Annotated in this window: 18 protein-coding genes; 15 read left to right on the top strand and 3 right to left on the bottom strand. The window is 64.7% G+C overall.

All coding sequences use genetic code 11. The features are described 5' to 3' along the window. Positions 1–201: 201 nt before the first annotated feature. The 4 genes from Q673_RS31380 (at position 202) to Q673_RS31395 (ending at position 8,731) form a co-directional block, all read left to right on the top strand. Positions 202–2,412, top strand: coding sequence for an OsmC domain/YcaO domain-containing protein (locus tag Q673_RS31380; RefSeq protein WP_023006715.1), 2,211 nt, complete (start codon positions 202–204; stop codon positions 2,410–2,412). 274 nt (positions 2,413–2,686) lie between these two features. Further along, positions 2,687–3,751 (top strand): efflux RND transporter periplasmic adaptor subunit, encoded by a 1,065-nt coding sequence (locus Q673_RS31385; RefSeq protein ID WP_023006716.1) that lies wholly within the window; start codon positions 2,687–2,689, stop codon positions 3,749–3,751. Beyond that, positions 3,748–6,789, top strand: a complete 3,042-nt coding sequence (locus Q673_RS31390) for an efflux RND transporter permease subunit (protein WP_023006717.1) — start codon at positions 3,748–3,750, stop codon at positions 6,787–6,789. The genes Q673_RS31385 and Q673_RS31390 overlap by 4 nt, the downstream gene beginning before the upstream one ends. Before the next feature lie 49 nt (positions 6,790–6,838). After that, on the top strand, positions 6,839–8,731 hold the full coding sequence (locus Q673_RS31395) for an ABC transporter ATP-binding protein (RefSeq protein ID WP_023006718.1): 1,893 nt from the start codon (positions 6,839–6,841) through the stop codon (positions 8,729–8,731). On the opposite strand, the gene Q673_RS31400 is transcribed toward Q673_RS31395, so the two are convergent. Beyond that, positions 8,726–9,196: a universal stress protein gene (locus Q673_RS31400; RefSeq protein ID WP_052004270.1), complete on the bottom strand. Its 471-nt coding sequence runs from the start codon at positions 9,194–9,196 to the stop codon at positions 8,726–8,728. The two genes, Q673_RS31395 and Q673_RS31400, sit on opposite strands and share 6 nt — an antisense overlap. Continuing rightward, positions 9,168–10,787, bottom strand: coding sequence for a BCCT family transporter (locus Q673_RS31405; RefSeq protein WP_031218443.1), 1,620 nt, complete (start codon positions 10,785–10,787; stop codon positions 9,168–9,170). The genes Q673_RS31400 and Q673_RS31405 overlap by 29 nt, the downstream gene beginning before the upstream one ends. A gap of 220 nt (positions 10,788–11,007) precedes the next feature. Between Q673_RS31405 and Q673_RS31410 the strand changes: the two genes are divergently transcribed. The 7 genes from Q673_RS31410 (at position 11,008) to Q673_RS31435 (ending at position 14,813) form a co-directional block, all read left to right on the top strand. After that, positions 11,008–11,463 (top strand): aminoacyl-tRNA deacylase, encoded by a 456-nt coding sequence (locus Q673_RS31410; protein ID WP_023006721.1) that lies wholly within the window; start codon positions 11,008–11,010, stop codon positions 11,461–11,463. A 166-nt stretch (positions 11,464–11,629) separates the two neighbouring features. Next, positions 11,630–12,313: a DNA-3-methyladenine glycosylase I gene (locus Q673_RS31415; RefSeq protein WP_023006722.1), complete on the top strand. Its 684-nt coding sequence runs from the start codon at positions 11,630–11,632 to the stop codon at positions 12,311–12,313. A gap of 104 nt (positions 12,314–12,417) precedes the next feature. Beyond that, a complete protein-coding gene (gene tehB / locus Q673_RS31420) occupies positions 12,418–12,987 on the top strand; it encodes a tellurite resistance methyltransferase TehB (RefSeq protein WP_023006723.1) in 570 nt (189 codons plus the stop codon). 37 nt (positions 12,988–13,024) lie between these two features. Further along, positions 13,025–13,303: a type II toxin-antitoxin system RelE/ParE family toxin gene (locus Q673_RS31425; RefSeq protein WP_023006724.1), complete on the top strand. Its 279-nt coding sequence runs from the start codon at positions 13,025–13,027 to the stop codon at positions 13,301–13,303. Positions 13,304–13,312: 9 nt separating this feature from the next. After that, entirely contained in the window at positions 13,313–13,600 is a 288-nt protein-coding gene (locus tag Q673_RS0118590; RefSeq protein WP_031218444.1) for a HigA family addiction module antitoxin, read from the top strand. Between the two features lie 109 nt (positions 13,601–13,709). Beyond that, complete coding sequence (locus Q673_RS31430) at positions 13,710–13,952, top strand: type II toxin-antitoxin system Phd/YefM family antitoxin (protein WP_023006726.1); 243 nt, start codon at positions 13,710–13,712, stop codon at positions 13,950–13,952. 135 nt (positions 13,953–14,087) lie between these two features. Next, the gene (locus Q673_RS31435) at positions 14,088–14,813 is read left to right on the top strand and encodes an aspartate/glutamate racemase family protein (RefSeq protein WP_023006727.1); all 726 of its coding nucleotides are present in this window, start codon (positions 14,088–14,090) and stop codon (positions 14,811–14,813) included. A 134-nt stretch (positions 14,814–14,947) separates the two neighbouring features. Here Q673_RS31435 and Q673_RS31440 read toward each other — a convergent pair whose 3' ends face one another. Further along, positions 14,948–15,913: an integron integrase gene (locus Q673_RS31440; protein WP_023006728.1), complete on the bottom strand. Its 966-nt coding sequence runs from the start codon at positions 15,911–15,913 to the stop codon at positions 14,948–14,950. A 245-nt stretch (positions 15,914–16,158) separates the two neighbouring features. Between Q673_RS31440 and Q673_RS36080 the strand changes: the two genes are divergently transcribed. The 4 genes from Q673_RS36080 (at position 16,159) to Q673_RS31450 (ending at position 18,739) form a co-directional block, all read left to right on the top strand. Further along, entirely contained in the window at positions 16,159–16,905 is a 747-nt protein-coding gene (locus Q673_RS36080) for a toll/interleukin-1 receptor domain-containing protein (protein ID WP_081712055.1), read from the top strand. A gap of 120 nt (positions 16,906–17,025) precedes the next feature. Then, on the top strand, positions 17,026–17,499 hold the full coding sequence (locus Q673_RS36085) for a GNAT family N-acetyltransferase (RefSeq protein WP_152527127.1): 474 nt from the start codon (positions 17,026–17,028) through the stop codon (positions 17,497–17,499). Between the two features lie 93 nt (positions 17,500–17,592). Beyond that, a complete protein-coding gene (locus Q673_RS36090; protein ID WP_081712056.1) occupies positions 17,593–17,979 on the top strand; it encodes a RidA family protein in 387 nt (128 codons plus the stop codon). Positions 17,980–18,121: 142 nt separating this feature from the next. Then, positions 18,122–18,739, top strand: coding sequence for a LysE family translocator (locus Q673_RS31450; RefSeq protein WP_023006730.1), 618 nt, complete (start codon positions 18,122–18,124; stop codon positions 18,737–18,739). Positions 18,740–18,788 lie beyond the last annotated feature (49 nt).

Below are 18,788 nucleotides of genomic sequence, written 5' to 3' on the forward strand. Positions count from 1 at the left end.
CCAGGGACGGCCGAGGTAGCGTACAGGGAGGTATTTACAGCGCCTCCTCGTAGGCTTATCACCAGATCAGCCCCGAGCTATCGAGCAGCCAGGCTATCTGCGATAGCCCTGATGCCATTCCGTGATAGGCAGACAGTACCGTCCAAAACCGGGATAATGCCCGGTTTCGTTCGCCCACGCCCAACGCTCCCCCGGTGCCCCATGGAAATCAAGGTCAACTATCTCGACAACCTCCGCCTGGAGGCCAAGTTCGACGACTTCACGGTCATCTCCGACCAGCCCATCCGCTACAAGGGCGACGGCTCGGCGCCGGGGCCCTTCGACTACTTCCTGGCCTCCTCGGCGATGTGCGCGGCCTACTTCGTCAAGGTCTACTGCAACGCCCGCGACATCCCCACCGAGAACATCCGGCTGTCGCAGAACAACATCGTCGACCCGGAGAACCGCTACAAGCAGGTCTTCAAGATCCAGGTGGAGCTGCCGGAGGATATCTCCGACAAGGACCGCCAGGGCATCCTGCGCTCCATCGACCGCTGCACCGTGAAGAAGGTGGTGCAGGAAGGCCCCGACTTCGACGTCGAGGTGGTGGAGAACATCGACGAGGACGCCCAGGCGCTGCTGATGGGGGTGCCCAAGGGCGCCGAGCGCGGCGAGGGCACCTGGATCGAGGGCAAGGACCTGCCGCTGGAGCAGACCATCGCCAACATGTCGGGGATGCTGGCCGAGCTCGGCATGAAGATCGAGATCGCCTCCTGGCGCAACATCGTGCCCCACGTCTGGTCGCTGCACATTCGCGACGCCGCCTCGCCGATGTGCTTCACCAACGGCAAGGGCGCCACCAAGGAGAGCGCGCTGTGCTCGGCGCTGGGCGAGTTCATCGAGCGCCTCTCCTGCAACTTCTTCTACAACGACCAGTTCTTCGGCGAGGCGATCGCCGACGCCGAGTTCGTCCACTACCCCGACGAGAAGTGGTTCCAGCCTGGGCCGGACGACGCCCTTCCCGAGGGGATCCTCGACGCCCACACCCGCGAGATCTACGACCCCGAGGGGGAGCTTCGCGGCTCGCACCTGGTCGACACCAACTCCGGCCGGGCGGATCGCGGCATCGTCTCGCTGCCCTTCGTGCGCCACTCCGACGGCGAGACCGTCTACTTCCCCTCGAACCTGATCGAGAACCTCTACCTCAGCAACGGCATGAGCGCCGGCAACACCCTGGCCGAGGCCAAGGTGCAGTGCCTCTCGGAGATCTTCGAGCGGGCGGTGAAGAAGCAGATCATCGAGCAGGAGTTGGTGCTGCCCGACGTGCCCGATGAGGTGCTGGCGCGCTACCCCGAGATCGTCGAGGGCATCCAGGCCCTGGAGGCCCAGGGCTTCCCGGTGCTGGTCAAGGATGCCTCGCTCGGCGGCCAGTTCCCGGTGATGTGCGTCACCCTGATGAACCCCAGGACCGGCGGCGTCTTCGCCTCCTTCGGCGCCCACCCCAGCTTCCACGTGGCCCTTGAGCGCAGCCTCACCGAGCTGCTGCAGGGGCGCAGCTTCGAGGGGCTCAACGACTTCCTGGCGCCCACCTTCAACTCCCTGGCGGTCACCGAGCCCAACAACTTCGTCGAGCACTTCATCGACTCCTCCGGGGTGATCTCCTGGCGCTTCTTCAGCGACAACGCCGACTTCGCGTTCTGCGACTGGGACTTCTCCGGCAGCAACGCGCAGGAGGCCGAGGCTCTGTTCGGCATCCTCGACGAGATGGAGCTGGAGGCCTACGTCGCGATCCACGAGGACCTGGGCGCGCCGGTGTGCCGCATCCTGGTGCCGGGCTTCTCCGAGGTCTACCCGGTGGAGGACCTGGTGTGGGATAACACCAACATGGCGCTGGACTACCGCGAGGAGATCCTCAACCTGCACTGCCTCGACGATGACCAACTGGCCGACCTGCTGGAGCGCCTGGAGGAGAGCCAGCTCGACGAGCACATGACCATCATCAGCCTGATCGGCATCGAGTTCGACGAGAACACCGAGTGGGGCCAGCTCACCATCCTCGAGCTCAAGCTGCTCATCAGCCTGGCGCTGGGTCGCCACGAGGAGGCGCTGGAGCGGGTCGAGATGTTCCTGCAGTTCAACGACAACACCGTGGATCGCAACCTCTTCTACCAGGCGGTGCAGGCGGTGCTGGAGATCGTTCTCGACGACGAGCTCGAGCTCGACGACTTCCGCCGCAACCTCGGGCGCATGTTCGGCGAGGCGACCATCGAGGCGGTGATCGGCTCGGTGCAAGGGAGCGTGCGCTTCCACGGCCTCACCCCCACCGGCATGGACCTGGCGGGGCTCGAGAAGCACCAGCGGCTGATCGAGAGCTACAGGAAGCTCCATGCCCACCGCGCCGCCCGGGCGGGAATGACCGTGTCGCGCGCCTGACCCGAGCCCTGTCTGCCAAGCGCTTGCCGCGTCGTGGTTGAGGCGCGAGATGGCAGCGAGGTGAGAGATGGCCCTGACAGGGGGCAGACGGCTGCGGCCGAATGCCCCGCTGTCGTGCGGGGTGTCATCGTTTAAAATGGATGTTTGAACCTCGGGTGCCGGATGCTGTGGTGCCCCTTGGCCGCGGGGCTCGTCGCGCCTGGCGTCTCCGCGGCTACTTGTCACCGCCACGACCACGGCCTCGGCCTGTCACCGCCACGACCAAGGATGCTCGATGCGCTCTCTCGCCCTCTGCTCACTGTTGATGCTGCTGCTGGCCGGCTGCCAGGAACCGGCCTCCGAGTCCTCGGCGCAGGCGGACGCCCGCCTGGTCAGGATGGCCACGCTTGGCGCCGATGCCGCCACCACGCTGTCGCTGACCGGGGTGCTGCGCGCCCGCTACGAGACGCCCCAGGCCTTCGAGGTCGGCGGCCAGATCGCCACCCGCCACGTCGACGCGGGACAGCAGGTGGCGAAGGGCGAGGTGCTGTTCACCCTCGACCCCAGCGACCTCGAGGCGTCGCTGGCCGCCGCCCGGGCGGAGCTGGCCGCGGCCGAGGCCTCGCTGAGCGTTGCCGAGGCGGAGCTGTCTCGCGCCGAGCAGCTGCTCGCCAGGGACTACTTCAGCCAGCAGGCGTTCGAGCGTGCCGAGCTCGGCGAGCGAGAGGCCGCCACCCGCCGCGATGCCGCCGCCGCCCGCGTGGCCCAGGCCCGCAACGCCCTGGAGGATGCCACCCTGCGCGCCGAGGCCGACGGCACCCTGATCGAGGTCAGCGGCGAGCCCGGGCAGGTGGTGGGCGTCGGCCAGGCGGTCGCCACCCTGGCCCAGGCGGGGCCGCGCGAGGTCGAGGTCCATTTCCCTGCCCGCGCGCGTCCCCCCGAGGCCGGCGAACTGCTGGCGGGCGAGCGCCGCCTTCCCCTGAGCCGCCGCGAGGTGGCGGGTGCCGCCGACCCGGCCAGCCGCACCTGGCGCGCGCGCTATCGTCTCGAGGCGCCGCTCGAGGCGCACCGGCTGGGCGAGGTCGTCCAGACGCGCTTCACCCTGGAGCAGGCCCCCGCCGAGGCACGTTTCCGGGTGCCCGTCGCGGCGCTGGATGAGCGCGGCGATGGGCCAAGGCTGTGGCGAATCGTCGAGGGCGAGGCACAGCCGCTGGCGGTGACCCTGCATCGCATGACCCGCGAGCACGCCTGGGTCAGCGGCGAGGGGCTCGAGGCGGGGCGCGAGGTGATCGGCCTGGGCACCCACCTGCTCACCCCGGGCATGGCGGTGCGGGCGCTGGGCGAGGAGGGCGCGGAGTGAGCTTTCCCAACCTCTCCGCGCTGGCGGTGCGCGAGCGGTCCGTCACGCTATTCTTCCTGCTGACCTCGCTGCTGGCCGGCCTCTACGCCTTCGCCTCCATGGGGCGGGCGGAGGACCCGGACTTCACCGTGCGCGTGATGATGGTCTCGGCGGCCTGGCCCGGTGCCTCGCCGGAGGAGATCCAGCAGAGCGTGGTCGATCCGCTGGAGAAGCGCATCCAGGAGGTCGAGGACCTCTATCGCATCGAGACCACCATTCGCCCGGGGCGCGCCGACCTCAAGGTGGAGTTCGAGGACGACACCGCCGCCGAGGTGATGGAGCAGCGCTTCTACCAGGTGCGCCGGCGGATGCAGGACGCCGCGCCCCACCTGCCCGAGGGGGTGGTAGGGCCGCTGATCAACGAGGACTTCGGCGACGTCTACTTCTCGCTGGTCGCCCTGAGCGCGCCGGGGCTGCCGATGCGCGAGCTGGTGCGCGAGGCGGAGGCGATCCGCGACCGCCTGCAGCGCGTGGAGGGCGTCAACAAGGCGCAGGTGCTGGGCGAGCGGGAGGAGCGCATGCACCTCGACTTCGACCTGGCCCGGTTGCAGAGCCTGGGCGTCTCCCCCCAGGCGGTCTTCGAGGCCATCGAGGCACACAACCGCCTGCTGCCCGCCGGCAGCGTGGACAGCGAGGGGCCGCGCCTCTTCCTGCGGGTCGACCACGACCTCTCGGAGCCCGAGGCCCTGGCCGAGGTGCCCATCCGCATCGGCGAGCGGTTGATTCGCCTGGGCGACATCGCCGAGGTCTCCCGTGGCTACGAGGACCCGCCGAGCTACCTGGTACGTGCCTTCGGCGAGGAGGCGCTGCTGCTGGGCGTGGTGATGGAGGATGGCGTCAACGGCCTGGCCTTCGGTGAGCGCCTCGACGCCTTCTGGGCGCAGGAACGCGAGCGCCTGCCGTTGGGCATGTCGCTCGACGTGATGACCAACCAGGCCGACGCCATCGCCGGCGCCGTCAACCTCTTCCAGGTGAAGTTCCTGGTCGCCGTGGTGGTGGTAATGCTGGTCACCATGCTGGCGGTGGGGCTGCGCGCCGGCATCGTGGTGGGCATCGCCATCCCGGTGACCCTGGCGCTCACCTTCGTGGCCATGCTGGCCATGGGCATCAACCTCGACCGCATCACCCTCGGCGCGCTGATCATCGCCCTGGGGCTGCTGGTCGACGATGCCATCATCGCCATCGAGATGATGATCGTGAAGATGGAGGAGGGCTGGGACCGCCTTGCCGCCGCCTCCCACGCCTGGCAGGTCACCGCGGCGCCGATGCTGTTCGGCACCCTGGTCACGGTGGCCGGCTTCGTGCCCATCGGCTTCGCCCGGTCGGCGGTGGGGGAGTACGCGGGCAACATCTTCTGGGTGCTGGGCATCGCGCTGACGCTGTCGTGGATCGTGGCCGTGGTGTTCACCCCCTACCTCGGCGTCAAGCTGCTGCCCGAGCAGCAGGCGACCCATGGCCAGCATGAGGCCTACCAGTCGCGCGGCTATCGGCGCCTGCGCGGAGTGATCCGCACCTGCGTGCGCTTCCGCAAGAGTGTGGTGGCGGTAACGCTGGCGCTGCTGGTGGCCGCCGTGGCGGGCATGGCCGGGCCGGTGGAGAAGCAGTTCTTCCCCAGCTCCGACCGCCCCGAGGTCCTGGTCAGCGTCTATCACCCCCAGGGCACGGCCATCGGCGCGACCGACGCTACCACCCGGCGTCTCGAGGCGCTGATCCATGAGGCCGAGGGGGTCGAGTCGCTCTCCGCCTATGTGGGGGCCGGCGCGCCGCGCTTCTTCATCTCCGCCAACCCCGAGCAACCCAACCCGGCCTTCGCCAAGCTGATCGCCGTGACGCAAGGTGTCGAGTCGCGCGAGCGGCTGATCGAACGGCTCGAGGCGCGCATCGCGGCCGGCGACTTCCCCGAGGCGCGGGTGCGCGTGGAGCGGCTACTCTACGGTCCGCCCGTGGAGTGGCCGGTCACCATCCGGGTGGTGGGCGACGATGCCGACCGCCTGCGCCAGATCGGCCATGAGGTGCGCGAGGTGATCGCCGCCAACGAGGCCACCCGGGACCCGCACCTGGAGTGGGACGAGCGGGCGCCGCGGCTGCACCTGGCGCTGGACCATCATCGCCTGCGGCTGATCGGCCTGACCCCGGACGAGGTGGCGCGTCAGCTGCAGTTCCAGCTGGATGGCATCACCATCACCGAGCTTCGCGACGGCATTCGCCTGGTGCCCGCCGTGGGGCGCGGGGCCGCCCGGGACATCGAGGAGGTGCAGAGCCTGGAGGTGGTCAACCGCGACGGCCGCCGTGTGCCGCTCACCCAGTTGGGGGAACTGGAGACGGTCTACGAGGAGCCGGTGATCCGGCGGCTCGACCGGGAGCCCTTCCTGGCCGTCAACGCCGATATCCAGGGCGCCCAGCCCAACGACGTGACCCAGGCGGTGTGGGAAGCGCTGGCCGAGGTGCGCGAGCGCCTGCCCGCCGGCTACCGGCTGGAGATCGGCGGCTCGGTGGAGCAGTCCGACAAGGCCGAGGCCTCGATCCAGGCGCTGCAGCCGCTGATGGTGGTGCTGATGCTGATCTTCATCATGCTGCAGATGCGCTCCTTCGCCGGCACCTTCATCGTGGTGGCCACCGCCCCGCTGGGGCTGATCGGCGCGGTGGCCGCCCTGCTGCTGTTCCAGCAGCCCTTCGGCTTCGTGGCCACCCTGGGACTGATCGGCCTGGCGGGTATCCTGATGCGCAACACCCTGATCCTTACCCAGCAGGTGGCGGACAACGCCAGGGACGGGATAGCGATGTTCGATGCCGTGGTGGAGGCGGCCGTGCAGCGCGCCCGCCCGGTGATCCTCACCGCCCTGGCGGCGATGCTGGCCTTCATCCCGCTGACCCTGGACAGCTTCTGGGGACCGCTGGCCTATGTGCTGATCGGCGGCGTGGCCGTCGGCACCCTGATCACGCTGCTGTTCGTGCCGGCGCTCTATGCGCTCTGGTACCGCATCGCACCCCGGGCGTAACCTTGACCTCGGGACCCGTCGCGCTCCCCCCCGACAACGGACTGCCGCCATGCTTCGCTCTTGCCTTCATGCCCTCTTTCGCCGCTTCGAGACCCTGGTGGACCCCTATCCGGCGGGCCGGCCCGGCACGCCGCCGCGGGGGCTCTTCGCCTTCATCCTGCACTTCTCGCGGCCGGTATTGCCGCTGCTGGTCGTGATGTCGCTGCTCACCGCCCTGGTCTCGGCGGCGGAGGTGGTCTTCTTCGGCTACATGGGCGACCTGGTGGACTGGTTGGCCACCGCCGAGCGCGAGGGCTTCTTCGCCGAGTACGGTTGGCGCCTGGCCGGCATGGCGGCGCTGGTGGTGGTCGGCCTGCCGCTGATCACCCTGCTGCAGGCGCTGGTGACCCACCAGAGCATCTTCGGCAACTACCCGATGATCGGCCGCTGGCTGGCGCACCGGCACATGCTGGGCCAGAGCCTGGCCTTCTACCAGGACGAGTTCGCCGGGCGGGTCTCCCAGAAGGTGATGCAGACGGCCCTGGCGATCCGCGAGACGGTGATGAAGCTGATGGACCTGATGGTCTACGTGGTCGTCTACTTTGCCGGTGCCATGCTGCTGATGGGCGGCGCCGAGCCCTGGCTGATGCTGCCGCTGGTGCTGTGGCTGGTCGGCTACCTCGCCATCATGCGGGTCTTCGTGCCGCGCCTGCGTCGGGTCTCCATGGAGCAGGCCGACGCCCGGGCGGTGATGACCGGGCGCATCGTCGACAGCTACAGCAACATCCAGACCATCAAGCTGTTCGCCGACACCGGCCGCGAGCAGGCCTACGCCCGCGACGCCATGGAGGGCTTCATGACCACGGTGCATCGCCAGATGCGCCTGGCCACCGGCCTCACCGTCAGCCTGACCCTGCTCAACTCGCTGCTGCTGGCCGGGGTGGCTGCCATGGCCATCGGCGCCTGGTACCTGGAGGCGGTGTCGCTGGGCGTCATCGCCGTGGCCATCGCCCTGGTGATGCGCATCCGCTTCATGTCCAACTGGATCCTGTGGGAGGTGGCGAGCCTGTTCGAGAACATCGGCACCGTGCAGGACGGCATCAACACCATCGCCCGGGAGCCGGCGGTGACCGACGCCCCCGACGCCGGCGAGCTCGCCGTGCCCCATGGCGAGATCCGCTTCGAGGCGCTGCGCTTCGGCTACGAACGCCCGGACGGGGAGGGCCGTAGGGTCTTCGATGGCCTGGAGCTGACCATCGCCCCGGGCGAGAAGGTGGGGCTGATCGGCCGCTCCGGCGCCGGCAAGTCGACGCTGGCCAACCTGCTGCTGCGCTTCTACGACCTGGAGGGCGGACGCATCCGGATCGACGGCCAGGACATCGCCGGGGTGACCCAGGAGTCGCTGCGTCGAAGCATCGGCATGGTCACCCAGGACACCTCGCTGCTGCATCGCTCGGTGCGCGACAACATCCGCTACGGCAGCCCGGAGGCCAGCGAGGCGCAGATCCGGGAGGCGGTGCGCCGCGCCCATGCCGACACCTTCATCGACGACCTGGTGGACCTGCAGGGGCGCCGCGGCCTGGATGCCCACGTCGGCGAGCGCGGTGTGAAGCTCTCCGGCGGCCAGCGCCAGCGCATCGCCATCGCCCGGGTGCTGCTCAAGAACGCCCCCATCCTGGTGCTCGACGAGGCCACCTCGGCGCTGGACTCCGAGGTGGAGGCGGCGATCCAGGAGCAGCTCTACACCCTGATGGAGGGCAAGACGGTGATCGCCATCGCCCACCGCCTCTCCACCATCGCCATGCTCGACCGCCTGGTGGTGATCGACGAGGGGCAGATCGTCGAGAGCGGCACCCACCGGGAGCTGCTGGCGCGAGACGGCCTCTACGCCGCCCTGTGGCGCCGCCAGTCCGGCGGCTTCATCGGGGTGGAGGTCGACGGAGAAGCCGTCGGCGCCTCATGAACGAGGTGCCGACCCCTCGTCGCCGTGCGGGTCGGCCTTCTCCAGCGCGGGGAGCACCAGGACCCGGCACGGGGCGTTGACCGCCACATACTCGACGGTGGCGCGGCGCAGGGGCCAGCGGCCGCTGCTTCCACGGGACACCAGCACCATCAACTCGGCGCCGAGCTGGGCCGCCAGGCCCACCAGCTTCTCGCCGGCGTTGCCCGCCACCACATGCAGGCTGGCCTCGCGATCCAGGGGCAGGTACTTGCGCACCAGCAGGTCCAGCGTCTTGTGTACCTCCGCCTCCTTCTCCTCGGGGGCCTCGCCGGTCACGTGGGGGAAGAAGCCTCCACCGCCGGGGTGGTAGACGCTGGCCAGGTGGAGCTCGCCGTCCTCGGCCAGCATCTCCATGGCGGCGGCGATGGCGCACTTGCCCTCGCCATCGTCTTCCGGGTCAATGGCGAGCAATAGTTTCCGGTACATCAGCGGTCTCCTGTGTGGTCGCAGCGGTGCCCTCGACCTCGGGCAGGGCCCTGCCCTGGACCAGGTCATCCACGCCGTAGCCGCGATAGTCCGCCCGCAGGGTCCTGAACAGCGCGATCGCCATGAAGGCCAGCAGAATGCAGAACGGCAGGCCCAGGGCGGTGATCACATTCTGCAGGGCGTCCAGCCCGCCGGCCAGCAGCAGCGTGGCGGCGATGCCTCCCTGGGCGGCGGCCCAGAAGATCCGCTGGCGCACCAGGGAGGGCTGGTCGTCGCGCCGGGTCAGCATGTCGATCACCAGGGAGGCGGAGTCGGACGAGGTGGTGAAGAAGATCACGATGATGGCCACGCTCAGCGCCGAGGCCACACTGGTCAGGGGCAGTCCCTCCAGGAAGGCGAAGATGGCCACCGAGGGATCCTGCTGCACCTGGACCGCCAGCGCTGCCTGGCCGCTCATCTCCGCCTGGATGGCCGATAGCCCGAAGATGCCGAACCACACCAGCGTGAAGGCCGTGGGGGCGAACAGCACGCCGCCCACGAACTCGCGAATGGTCCTGCCCCGGGAGATACGAGCGATGAAGATGCCCACATAGGGCGCCCAGGAGATGGTCCACGCCCAGTAGAACAGGGTCCACTGGCGCTGCCAGTCGCTCTCCCGGAAGGTTTCCGTCCAGAAGGCCAGCCAGGGCAGGGTACCGAGGTAGGCGCCCACGCTCTGGACCATGCCCTCGGCAATGAACACCGTGGGGCCGACCAGCAGCACGAAGCCTAGCAGCAGCATGGCCAGCACGATGTTGACCTGGGAGAGGCGGCGAACGCCCTTGTCCAGCCCCAGGGCCACCGAGGTGGCGGCGATGCCGGTGATCACGGTGATCAGGGCGAGCTGGACCAGCGCGCTGGAGGGCACGCCGAACAGGTAGCCCAGGCCGCTGTTCAGCTGCAGGGTGCCCAGCCCCAGCGAGGTGGCGACCCCGAACAGGGTGCCCAGCACCGCGATCACGTCGATCGCCCAGCCCCAGGGGCCGAAGGCGCGCTCGCCCAGGATCGGATAGAAGAGGCTGCTGATGCGCATCGGCAGGCGATGGCGGTAGGCGAAGTAGCCGATCGCCAGGCCGGGCATGGCGAAGATGGTCCAGGTGTGCAGGCCGAAGTGGTAAAGGGCGATGGTCATGGCATCGCTCGCCGCCTGTTCCGAGCGTGGGGTGACGCCGTCGAAGGGTGGGGCGGCGAAGTGGGAAATCGGCTCTGCTACGCCCCAGAACATCAGGATGGTGCCGATGCCGGCGGCGAACAGCATGGTGAACCAGGTCAGGTTGGAGTAGTCGGGCCGGCTGTCGTCGGCGCCCAGGCGGATGTTGCCGTAGCGACTGACGGCGAGCGCCAGCAGGAAGATCAGCAGGGCGCTGACGGCGAGGATGTAGAACCAGCCCAGGTGGCCGGCGACCCAGCCGGTGAGCAGGCCGAAATACCGGGCGACGGCCTCGTCGAAGGGGATCGCGATGGCCACGAAGAGCATCGCGATGCCGGCCGAGGTGAAGAACACACCGGGGATGGTCTGGAGCCCGAGCCGACGCTGTAGCCATGTCAGCACACGCGCCTCCATTGCGTTGGTCAATGCCGATGGCGGAGCCTCCACGCTAGCATAGGGCGTGAGTCGCTGCAGGCGAGTGCCGCCCAGCCCGGGCCATCGAGGAGCGGTCCGTACGGCAAGCGGGGTTGGACCAGGCGATCCGTGAGGCCCGCCGCTGCGATGCTGACTACGCTTGTAGCGATATCAGTGTTCTGTCGCGGCAACGAGAAAGGTGAACGCCATGTCCATGGAGCGAGTGAGACAGCATCTCGATGAACAGAACATCAAGTATTCCATCCTGCAGCACTCTCCCGCCTATACCGCGCAGGAGGTCGCCGAGTCCGTCCATGTGACCGGCAGGCACTTCGCCAAGTGCGTGATGGTGAAGATCGACGGACGGCTGGCGCAGGTGGTGCTGCCGGCACCCGATCAGGTGGACCTCACGCGCATGGCGCACTCCGTCGGCGCAACATCCGTCGAGCTGGCCAGGGAGGAGGAGTTCAAGGAGAGTTTCCCGGATTGCGAAGTCGGCGCGATGCCGCCCTTCGGTAACCTTTTCGGGATGGAGGTATTCGTCTCCCCGCATCTGACCGCCGCCGATCGCATCGCCTTCAATGCCGGCAGCCACACGGACGTCATGCAGCTGTCCTTCGGGGACTTCCAGCGGCTCGTGGATCCTATCGAAGTGGCGTTGTGATGGTGGCCGGGCCTGCTCGCCGTCTAGGTCTAAGGCTACCGGTGCTGGTCAACGAGTGAGATACTGGCGGCCTCGCCGAGTCTGAATGGCTCCGCCATGGTGCAATGGCGCGCTCGGAGGAATGTCTTGACCCGGCATGGGTGGGCGCAGGCTGAAAGGGACAGACATGGCACTGGACTACGGATGGCTCCATGACAGGGTCCGGCAGCGTTTCGACTCCGACGCCGCCATGGAGGCCTTCCTGCCCCGGGCGCTTGCGCCCGAGGAGCTCAAGCAACTCGGCGATGACCGCTACCTCTCCGCCATGAGTCGGCGGGTGTTCCGGGCCGGGATGCAGCATTCGGTGGTGGATGCCCGCTGGCCCGCCTTTGAGGCGGCCTTCTGGGGCTTCGCGCCCGAGACCCTGGTGCTGCTGACCCCGGAGCAGCTCGAGGGCTTCATGCAGGATGAGCGCCTCATCCGCCATCGCACCAAGCTGCAGACCATCCCCCGCAACGCCCAGTTCATCCTGGATATCCGCCAGGAGCACGGTGGAACCTTCGCCGAGTTCATCGCCGACTGGCCGAGCCACGACATCGTCGGCCTGTGGCGCCTGCTGGCCAGGCGCGGCGCGCGCCTGGGCGGGCGCTCCGCCGCCGGCTTCCTGCGCCTGGTGGGCAAGGACACCTTCCTGCTCACCAGCGACGTGGTGGCCCGCCTGGTGGCCGCCGGCATCGTCGACCAGGCACCCACCAGCCAGCGTGACCAACAGCGGGTGCAGGAGGCCTTCAACGCGCTGCAGCAGGCATCCGGCAGGCCGCTCTGCCAGCTGTCGGCGATGCTCTCCTTGACGATCAATCCCAGGTTCTAGCGAGAACCGATGACCCGAGCCTTCACCGTGTGGTCGGTTGCTGTTTCGCTGAGCCATAAAAGAGTAAAATCAATGCTCTTTATGGAAAGGCAGGGGAAGATACGATGTCGTCAGATCTGAACAGCCGCTATGGCCTGAATCCCGCGCACAGCGAAGTGGTCGAGACATGCCGGCAGGTGGCGCCGTGCCGCGCCCTGGACATGGGCTGCTCCAACGGGCGCAACGCCCTCTACCTGAGCCAGCTTGGCTTCGACGTGACCGCGGTGGACCACAACCCCGGCGCCATCGACATGCTGCAACAGATTGTCACCCGCGAGGGAATCGAGAACATCGACGCCCAGGTCTACGACCTCAATCGTGCCGCCCTGAACAGGGACTACGGGCTGATTGTCTGCACCGTCACCCTGATGTTCCTCGACCCGTCGCGCGTCGAGGCGGTGATCGCCGACATGCAGGCTCACACCCTGCCCGGGGGCTACAACACCATCGTCTGCGCCATGGACACCGAGGCTTACCCCTGCCCGGTCGGCTTCCCCTTCACCCTCGGCGAGGGGCAGCTGCGCGAGGCCTATGCGGGGTGGGAGCTGGTCAAGTACAACGAGGACTTGGGCACCATGCACAATGGCGCGCGGCTGCAGTTCGCCACCCTGCTGGCGCGCAAGCTTCAAGATTGATCTCGATACCTGATACGTTTCGGGTTACAATGTCAGGATGATCCGGAGCTTCAAACACAAGGGCCTGGCCAAGTTCTTCAAGACCGGTAATACCGCCGGTATCCAGCCAGTACATGCGAAGAAGCTTCGGCTCATCCTCGGTCGCCTGCATGCCGCATCGGGTGCCAAGGACATGGACCTGCCTGGGCTCCGGCTGCATGAGCTATCAGGCAATCGAGCCGGCATCTGGTCGGTCACCGTCAGCGGCAACTGGCGCGTGACCTTCCGTTTCGTGGATGGAGACGCCGAGATCGTGAACTACGAGGACTACCACTGAGGTGCCGCCATGCTGATGCACAATCCCCCTCATCCCGGCGAAGTATTGCGAGAGCTCTGCCTGGAGCCGCTAGGCCTTTCCGTCACGGCGGCGGCAGAGGCGCTGGGCGTGAGCCGAAAAACGCTGAGTGCCGTGCTGAACGGCAAGGCGGGCATCAGCCCCGAGATGGCGATTCGCCTCTCCATCGCCTTCGATACCTCGGCAGAGAGCTGGCTGAACCAGCAGTCCCAGTACGAGCTCTGGCACGCCGAGCAGCACCGAGACGAGCTCAAGGTGAAGAAGCTGGTGGCGGCCTGAAGGAACACCTGGACACGCTATTTCCAGAGAATTGCAGCCGCTTACCTTCCTCCGCTCGGTCGATCCTCGTGGTACCGGGAGGGAGTCGTACCTGTGAGAGAGGTGTCTCATGATAGCCATTACCGCCACCGAGGCCCGCAGCAACCTGTATCGCCTGATCGATGAAACGGCGGAGTCCCACCAGCCGATCGTCATCATGGGCAAGCGCAACAAGGCCGTACTGGTATCCGAGGAAGACTGGTCAGCCATTCAAGAGGCCCTCAACCTGCTCTCAGTACCGGGAATGCGGCAGTCGATCCGTGAGGGCATGGACACCCCCGTGTATGAGTGCGACGAGGAGCTGGACTGGTGAGTGATGGGGGGCTCCGTCTCTTTTCTACATCGAAGCTAGCACCACCAGGCCCCGAGTCATTCAATGGCTCGGGGGCCTTGCGTTGTGGCGCCTTCCTGCATGACGCTCTGGGGTCCGGGTAGAGGAGGGCAGACGATGAAGACGATAGGGCTGATCGGCGGCATGAGCTGGGAATCGACCCAGACCTACTACCGGCTCATCAACCAGGGGGTGAAGGCGCGGCTGGGCGGGCTGCACTCCGCCCGGCTGGTGCTCTACAGCGTGGACTTCGCCGAGATCGAGGCGCTGCAGCACCGCGGCAACTGGGCGGCCACTGCGCAGATCCTCGGCGATGCGGCCCGCTCCCTGGCGGCGGCCGGCGCCGACTTCCTGGTGCTGTGCACCAACACCATGCACAGGGTCGCCCCGCAGATTGAGCAGGCCGTGGATATTCCCCTGCTGCATATTGCCGATGCCACCGCCAATGAGCTGCACCGGCAGGGCGTGACCCGGGTAGGGCTGCTGGGCACCCGCTTCACCATGGAACAAGCCTTCTATCACGAGCGCCTGGAGGCGCAGGGCATCGAGGTGCTGGTTCCCGATGCCGCACAGCGCGAGCGGGTCCACACCGTCATCTACGACGAGCTCTGCCGCGGCGAGATCCGCGCGGATTCCAAAGCTGAGTATCTTGAGATCGTGGCCTCGCTGGCCGGGCAGGGCGCCCAGGGCGTCATCCTCGGCTGCACCGAGATCGGGCTGCTGATCCATGCCGACGACACGGAGGTTCCCCTCTTCGACACCACCGCCATCCACGCCGAACAGGCGGTGGAGGCTGCCCTTGCTACTAAACTCGACTTTGCAACGCCGTACCGGCTCACATAGGCTCACGATAATGAATAACTCGCAGGGAGCCAGGAAGGCACAGCGCGACGCTCAATGACTACCGCATGGATGGCTGCAGGCCGTGAACATGCCCAGGTAGGGGCGGTAGCATGTCCCGGCTCCCAAACGCACCCTCACCCAAGAGGGCTTCGTACTCCCGCAAAGCCTTTGCCCAGTACATGAGTGTAGATCTGGGTGGTTTCTACGCTCTTGTGGCCAAGCAACTCTTGTACCGTGCGGATATCCGTGCCCTGGTTCAGAAGCTGAGTGGCGAAGCTGTGCCGGAGGGTATGGCAAGAGCCTGGACGGGTAAGTGAAGCAGCACGCATGGCCTGTCTCACCGCTCTTTGCACCGCTGACGGATGGATATGATGTAGCACGACCTTTCCGGTATCGTCGAAGCAAGGGCGGCTGGCGGGGAAGAGCCACTGCCAGGCCAGGGAGACACCGGCATTGGGGTACTTGCGATCGAGCGCGTGGGGCAGTGTCACCGGCACGCTCCCATGCTGCAGGCGATCGTCAAGCTGATGTTTGGCCGCCGTTATTCTGAGCTGTAGGGCGGGAATGCTGATCCCAGGGAGTAGGGTGGTTCTGTCCTTGTCGCCCTTGCCTGCTCTCACCGTTATGATCTGGCGTTCGAAGTCGATATCGCGGACACGCAATCGGCACGTCTCAATGAGGCGCAGCCCTGAGCCATACATCAAGGTAGACATCAGGTGCATGGGGCCAGATAGATGGCTCAACACGCGCATGACATCCTCGTGAGAAAGCACCACCGGAAGCCGACGAGGACGCTTGGCACGTGAGAACTCTCCGATATCGCCCAAGGGCTGGTCGAGTACGTGCCGATAGAGGAACACAAGGGCATTCAGCGCCTGATTCTGCGTGGCCGCCGCTACCCGCCGCTCCACTGCCAAATGTTCCAGGAAGGCGCGGACCTCCGCGCCGCCCATGCCGGCGGGATGCCGGACTCCGTGGAAGCGAATGAAGTAGCGTATCCAGTAGCAGTAGGTCTTCTCGGTGCGCGGGCTGTAGCGTTTCACCCGTAGGGTGGCCTTGACCCGGTCCATCAGCTTCGGCGGTTTGCTGTGCGTATCCATACTCCCGTCCTCCCGATGCATGGATGTCCATACAGTATTATTGACGCTGGCAAAACGCGCAAGCGTGCGAATTTTGTATAGGTGGCCAAGTTTTTCTTTGGGAATAATGAAATCAAGGTGTTAGCTGGTAAAAGCTTGCGATGATAAGATTGTTGAACGCGCGTGCTCGTTCAAGTCAATAAACGAGCACGCTGTCTAATACCTGTTAGCCAGAATCGAAAGAGTTTCGAAGGAGAGGTCGCAATATGGCAAAGTTCAACCCCAATGAACTGAAGCGCAAGATGCGAGAAGCCCAGCGTAAAGCGGAACAGCAGATAAAGCGCGAGGTTGATAAAGTCAATCGTGCCAACAAGAAGATAATAGATGACCACAATCGAAAGGTTGATGCTCATAATCGGAAAGTGATCGCCGACCATAATAGACAGGTGCGGCGGCATAACCAGAGGGCAGATGCTCACAATCGGAAAGTCATTGCCGAATTAAACAGGCAGTTAAGATCTTCATCGAGCCCAGTGAGGTACACCGAACCAGAGAGGCAACTTGCCGATAGGGTTCATCAGGCGGTTGCATCACTGGATCCTCGTGAATACGACTCATTTCTAAGTTATGCCCGTATTGATGGAAGCGAAGTGGCCGGTCAGCTCAGGGGTGAGCTAGAGAGCTTGGGTGTTGCTGTTTGGTTCGATGAGGTCGCGATTGTTCCAGGGCGAAGCCAATCACTCCAGATGGATGCTGGGCTTAGAAAAGCTCGCTCAGGTATTGCGGTACTGACACCAGCCTACTTAACAGGACGCTTCTGGACTGAGCGTGAGCTTGGAGCTTTGTTGAATAAGAGTACGCTGATTCCTGTCTTACACAACGTCACCTTCGATGACGTTAAGCAATATAGTGGTATCCTTCCCGATTTAGCGGGCTTTACCACTGAGCATGATTCAATTGAAGATATAGCCAAGAAAATCGCTGGCGCTGTGCTAATGGAAGATGATGAATAACGTTGAAATTTTGGCTAACAATCGGCTGCACGCCGACCGGTTTTCCGCCGCTTCGCGGCTCCAAGCCGGCGGGTGAGCCGGGCGTTATGTTTGCGACGAGATACCAAAATTGGAGTATTGATGAGTTTAGACGGATTGGTTGTTCGGGAAGCAAGAGATGGTGACTATGCATCTCTCGTTGCGCTGGAGCAGAAAGTGATCGCCGCTGAGCGCCCGTATAATGCATCTCTGAAGAAAGAAGATGCTTATTACTACGACATCGAAAAGCTGATTTCGGATCACGACAGTAGGTTGGTCGTTGGAGAGGTTTCTGGCGCCATTATCGCTACAGGTTACGTTCAGGTTCGCCACTCCAAACCTGCCTTGGATCATGAAAGTCATGGATACTTGGGCTTTATGTATGTGGAAGAGGAGTATAGGGGGCTCGGGTTAAACAAAGTTATCTTGCAAGATCTGGTGGGTTGGGGCCAACGACGAGGAGTAACGGACTTCTATCTTGACGTGTATGCGGAGAATAATTCCGCAGTTCGAGCGTATGAGAAGTTTGGCTTCCGAGGTTCCCTGCTAGAAATGAAGCTGAATCTTGAGAGTTGACTCAAAACATAACCATTGGCTGTTGTCGGACGCACCTGCGCTGGCGCTCCGGTGCGCCGCAAAGCCAGGGCGTTATACCTCAAGGAGGAGCATATGAGAAAACTGGTAAGTTCAGGCTCTCCTTTGGAAGAACCGATTGGGTTTTCCAGAGCATGCAGAGTTGGAAACATGATTTCTGTCGCCGGCACGGCACCCATAGAGAATGGTGAAACTACCTGCGTTGGGGATGTTTATGGGCAGACCAAGTATTGCTTGGAACTGTCTATTCGGGCTATCGAAGAGGCTGGAGGAAAACCGACAGATATAATCAGAACTCGCATCATGCTCACTGACATTTCTCGTTGGGAGGAAGCCGCCAAAGCACATGGTGAGCTATTTTCTGCAATAAAGCCCGCGTGTACGTTTGTTGAAGTAAGCCGCTTCATCAATCCGGACTGGCTTGTAGAAACGGAGATCGATTGTGTCCTGGGTCAGGTATAACAAGGCCAGGCACGCGACGCCTACTGCATTGCGGCTTCGCCTCCATTCCGTAGCCGCGCATGCTGGCTGGCGTTATGCGCTTGCAGTCTGGCCGGTTATCTCAGTCATGTAGTCAAAACGAATAGACTCTTCAGGAGAATACATGAACATCACTACTTCGATTTGGTTTTTCATCGTACCTTTTGCAATTGCAGCCGCGATCCCTGGCCCCGCACAAGGTGTGTTGATCTGTCAGGTTCTCTCGCGGGGCGGGCGCGCCAGTGTTTCTTTCATCGTCGGCATGGTGCTGGGAAATGCTGCTTGGTTGGTTGTTGCGATGCTCGGGCTTGCCGCGCTAGCTTTACGCTTTGAGGCTGTTTTTATCACGGTAAAATGGCTCGGCATTGCCTACATTTTGTTCGTCGCTTGGAAGCTCTGGACTCGGGACACCTTGCGGGGACAGCTCACATCCGCGTCCGCGTTTTCCGTTGGGCGCGGCATCCTGGCCGGATCATTCCTGACGCTCAGCAATCCCAAGGCGGTGATCTTCTTTGGGGCTGTGCTGCCCCACGCCTTCGACATGACGGCACTGTCGCTGTCTGAGGTCGGGCTGATCCTAGCTTTGGGACTCGGGATCGACCTTGCGGTCCAATTCGCTTATCTGGCGGCGGCTTTAAAGGTTCGTCGTGCAGCTAGCTCCCCGAAGGTGATGAAGCGGGTGAATAGAACCTCTGCCGGCTTGATGGCTGGTTGTGCGGGCTGGCTGGCGCTCTCCCGGTAGGTTGCATAACTCCTCGGTTCTGATGCAAAAGTTACCGGGAAAGACAGTG

The organism is Halomonas sp. PBN3 (assembly GCF_000475415.1).
Classification (GTDB): domain Bacteria; phylum Pseudomonadota; class Gammaproteobacteria; order Pseudomonadales; family Halomonadaceae; genus Halomonas; species Halomonas shengliensis.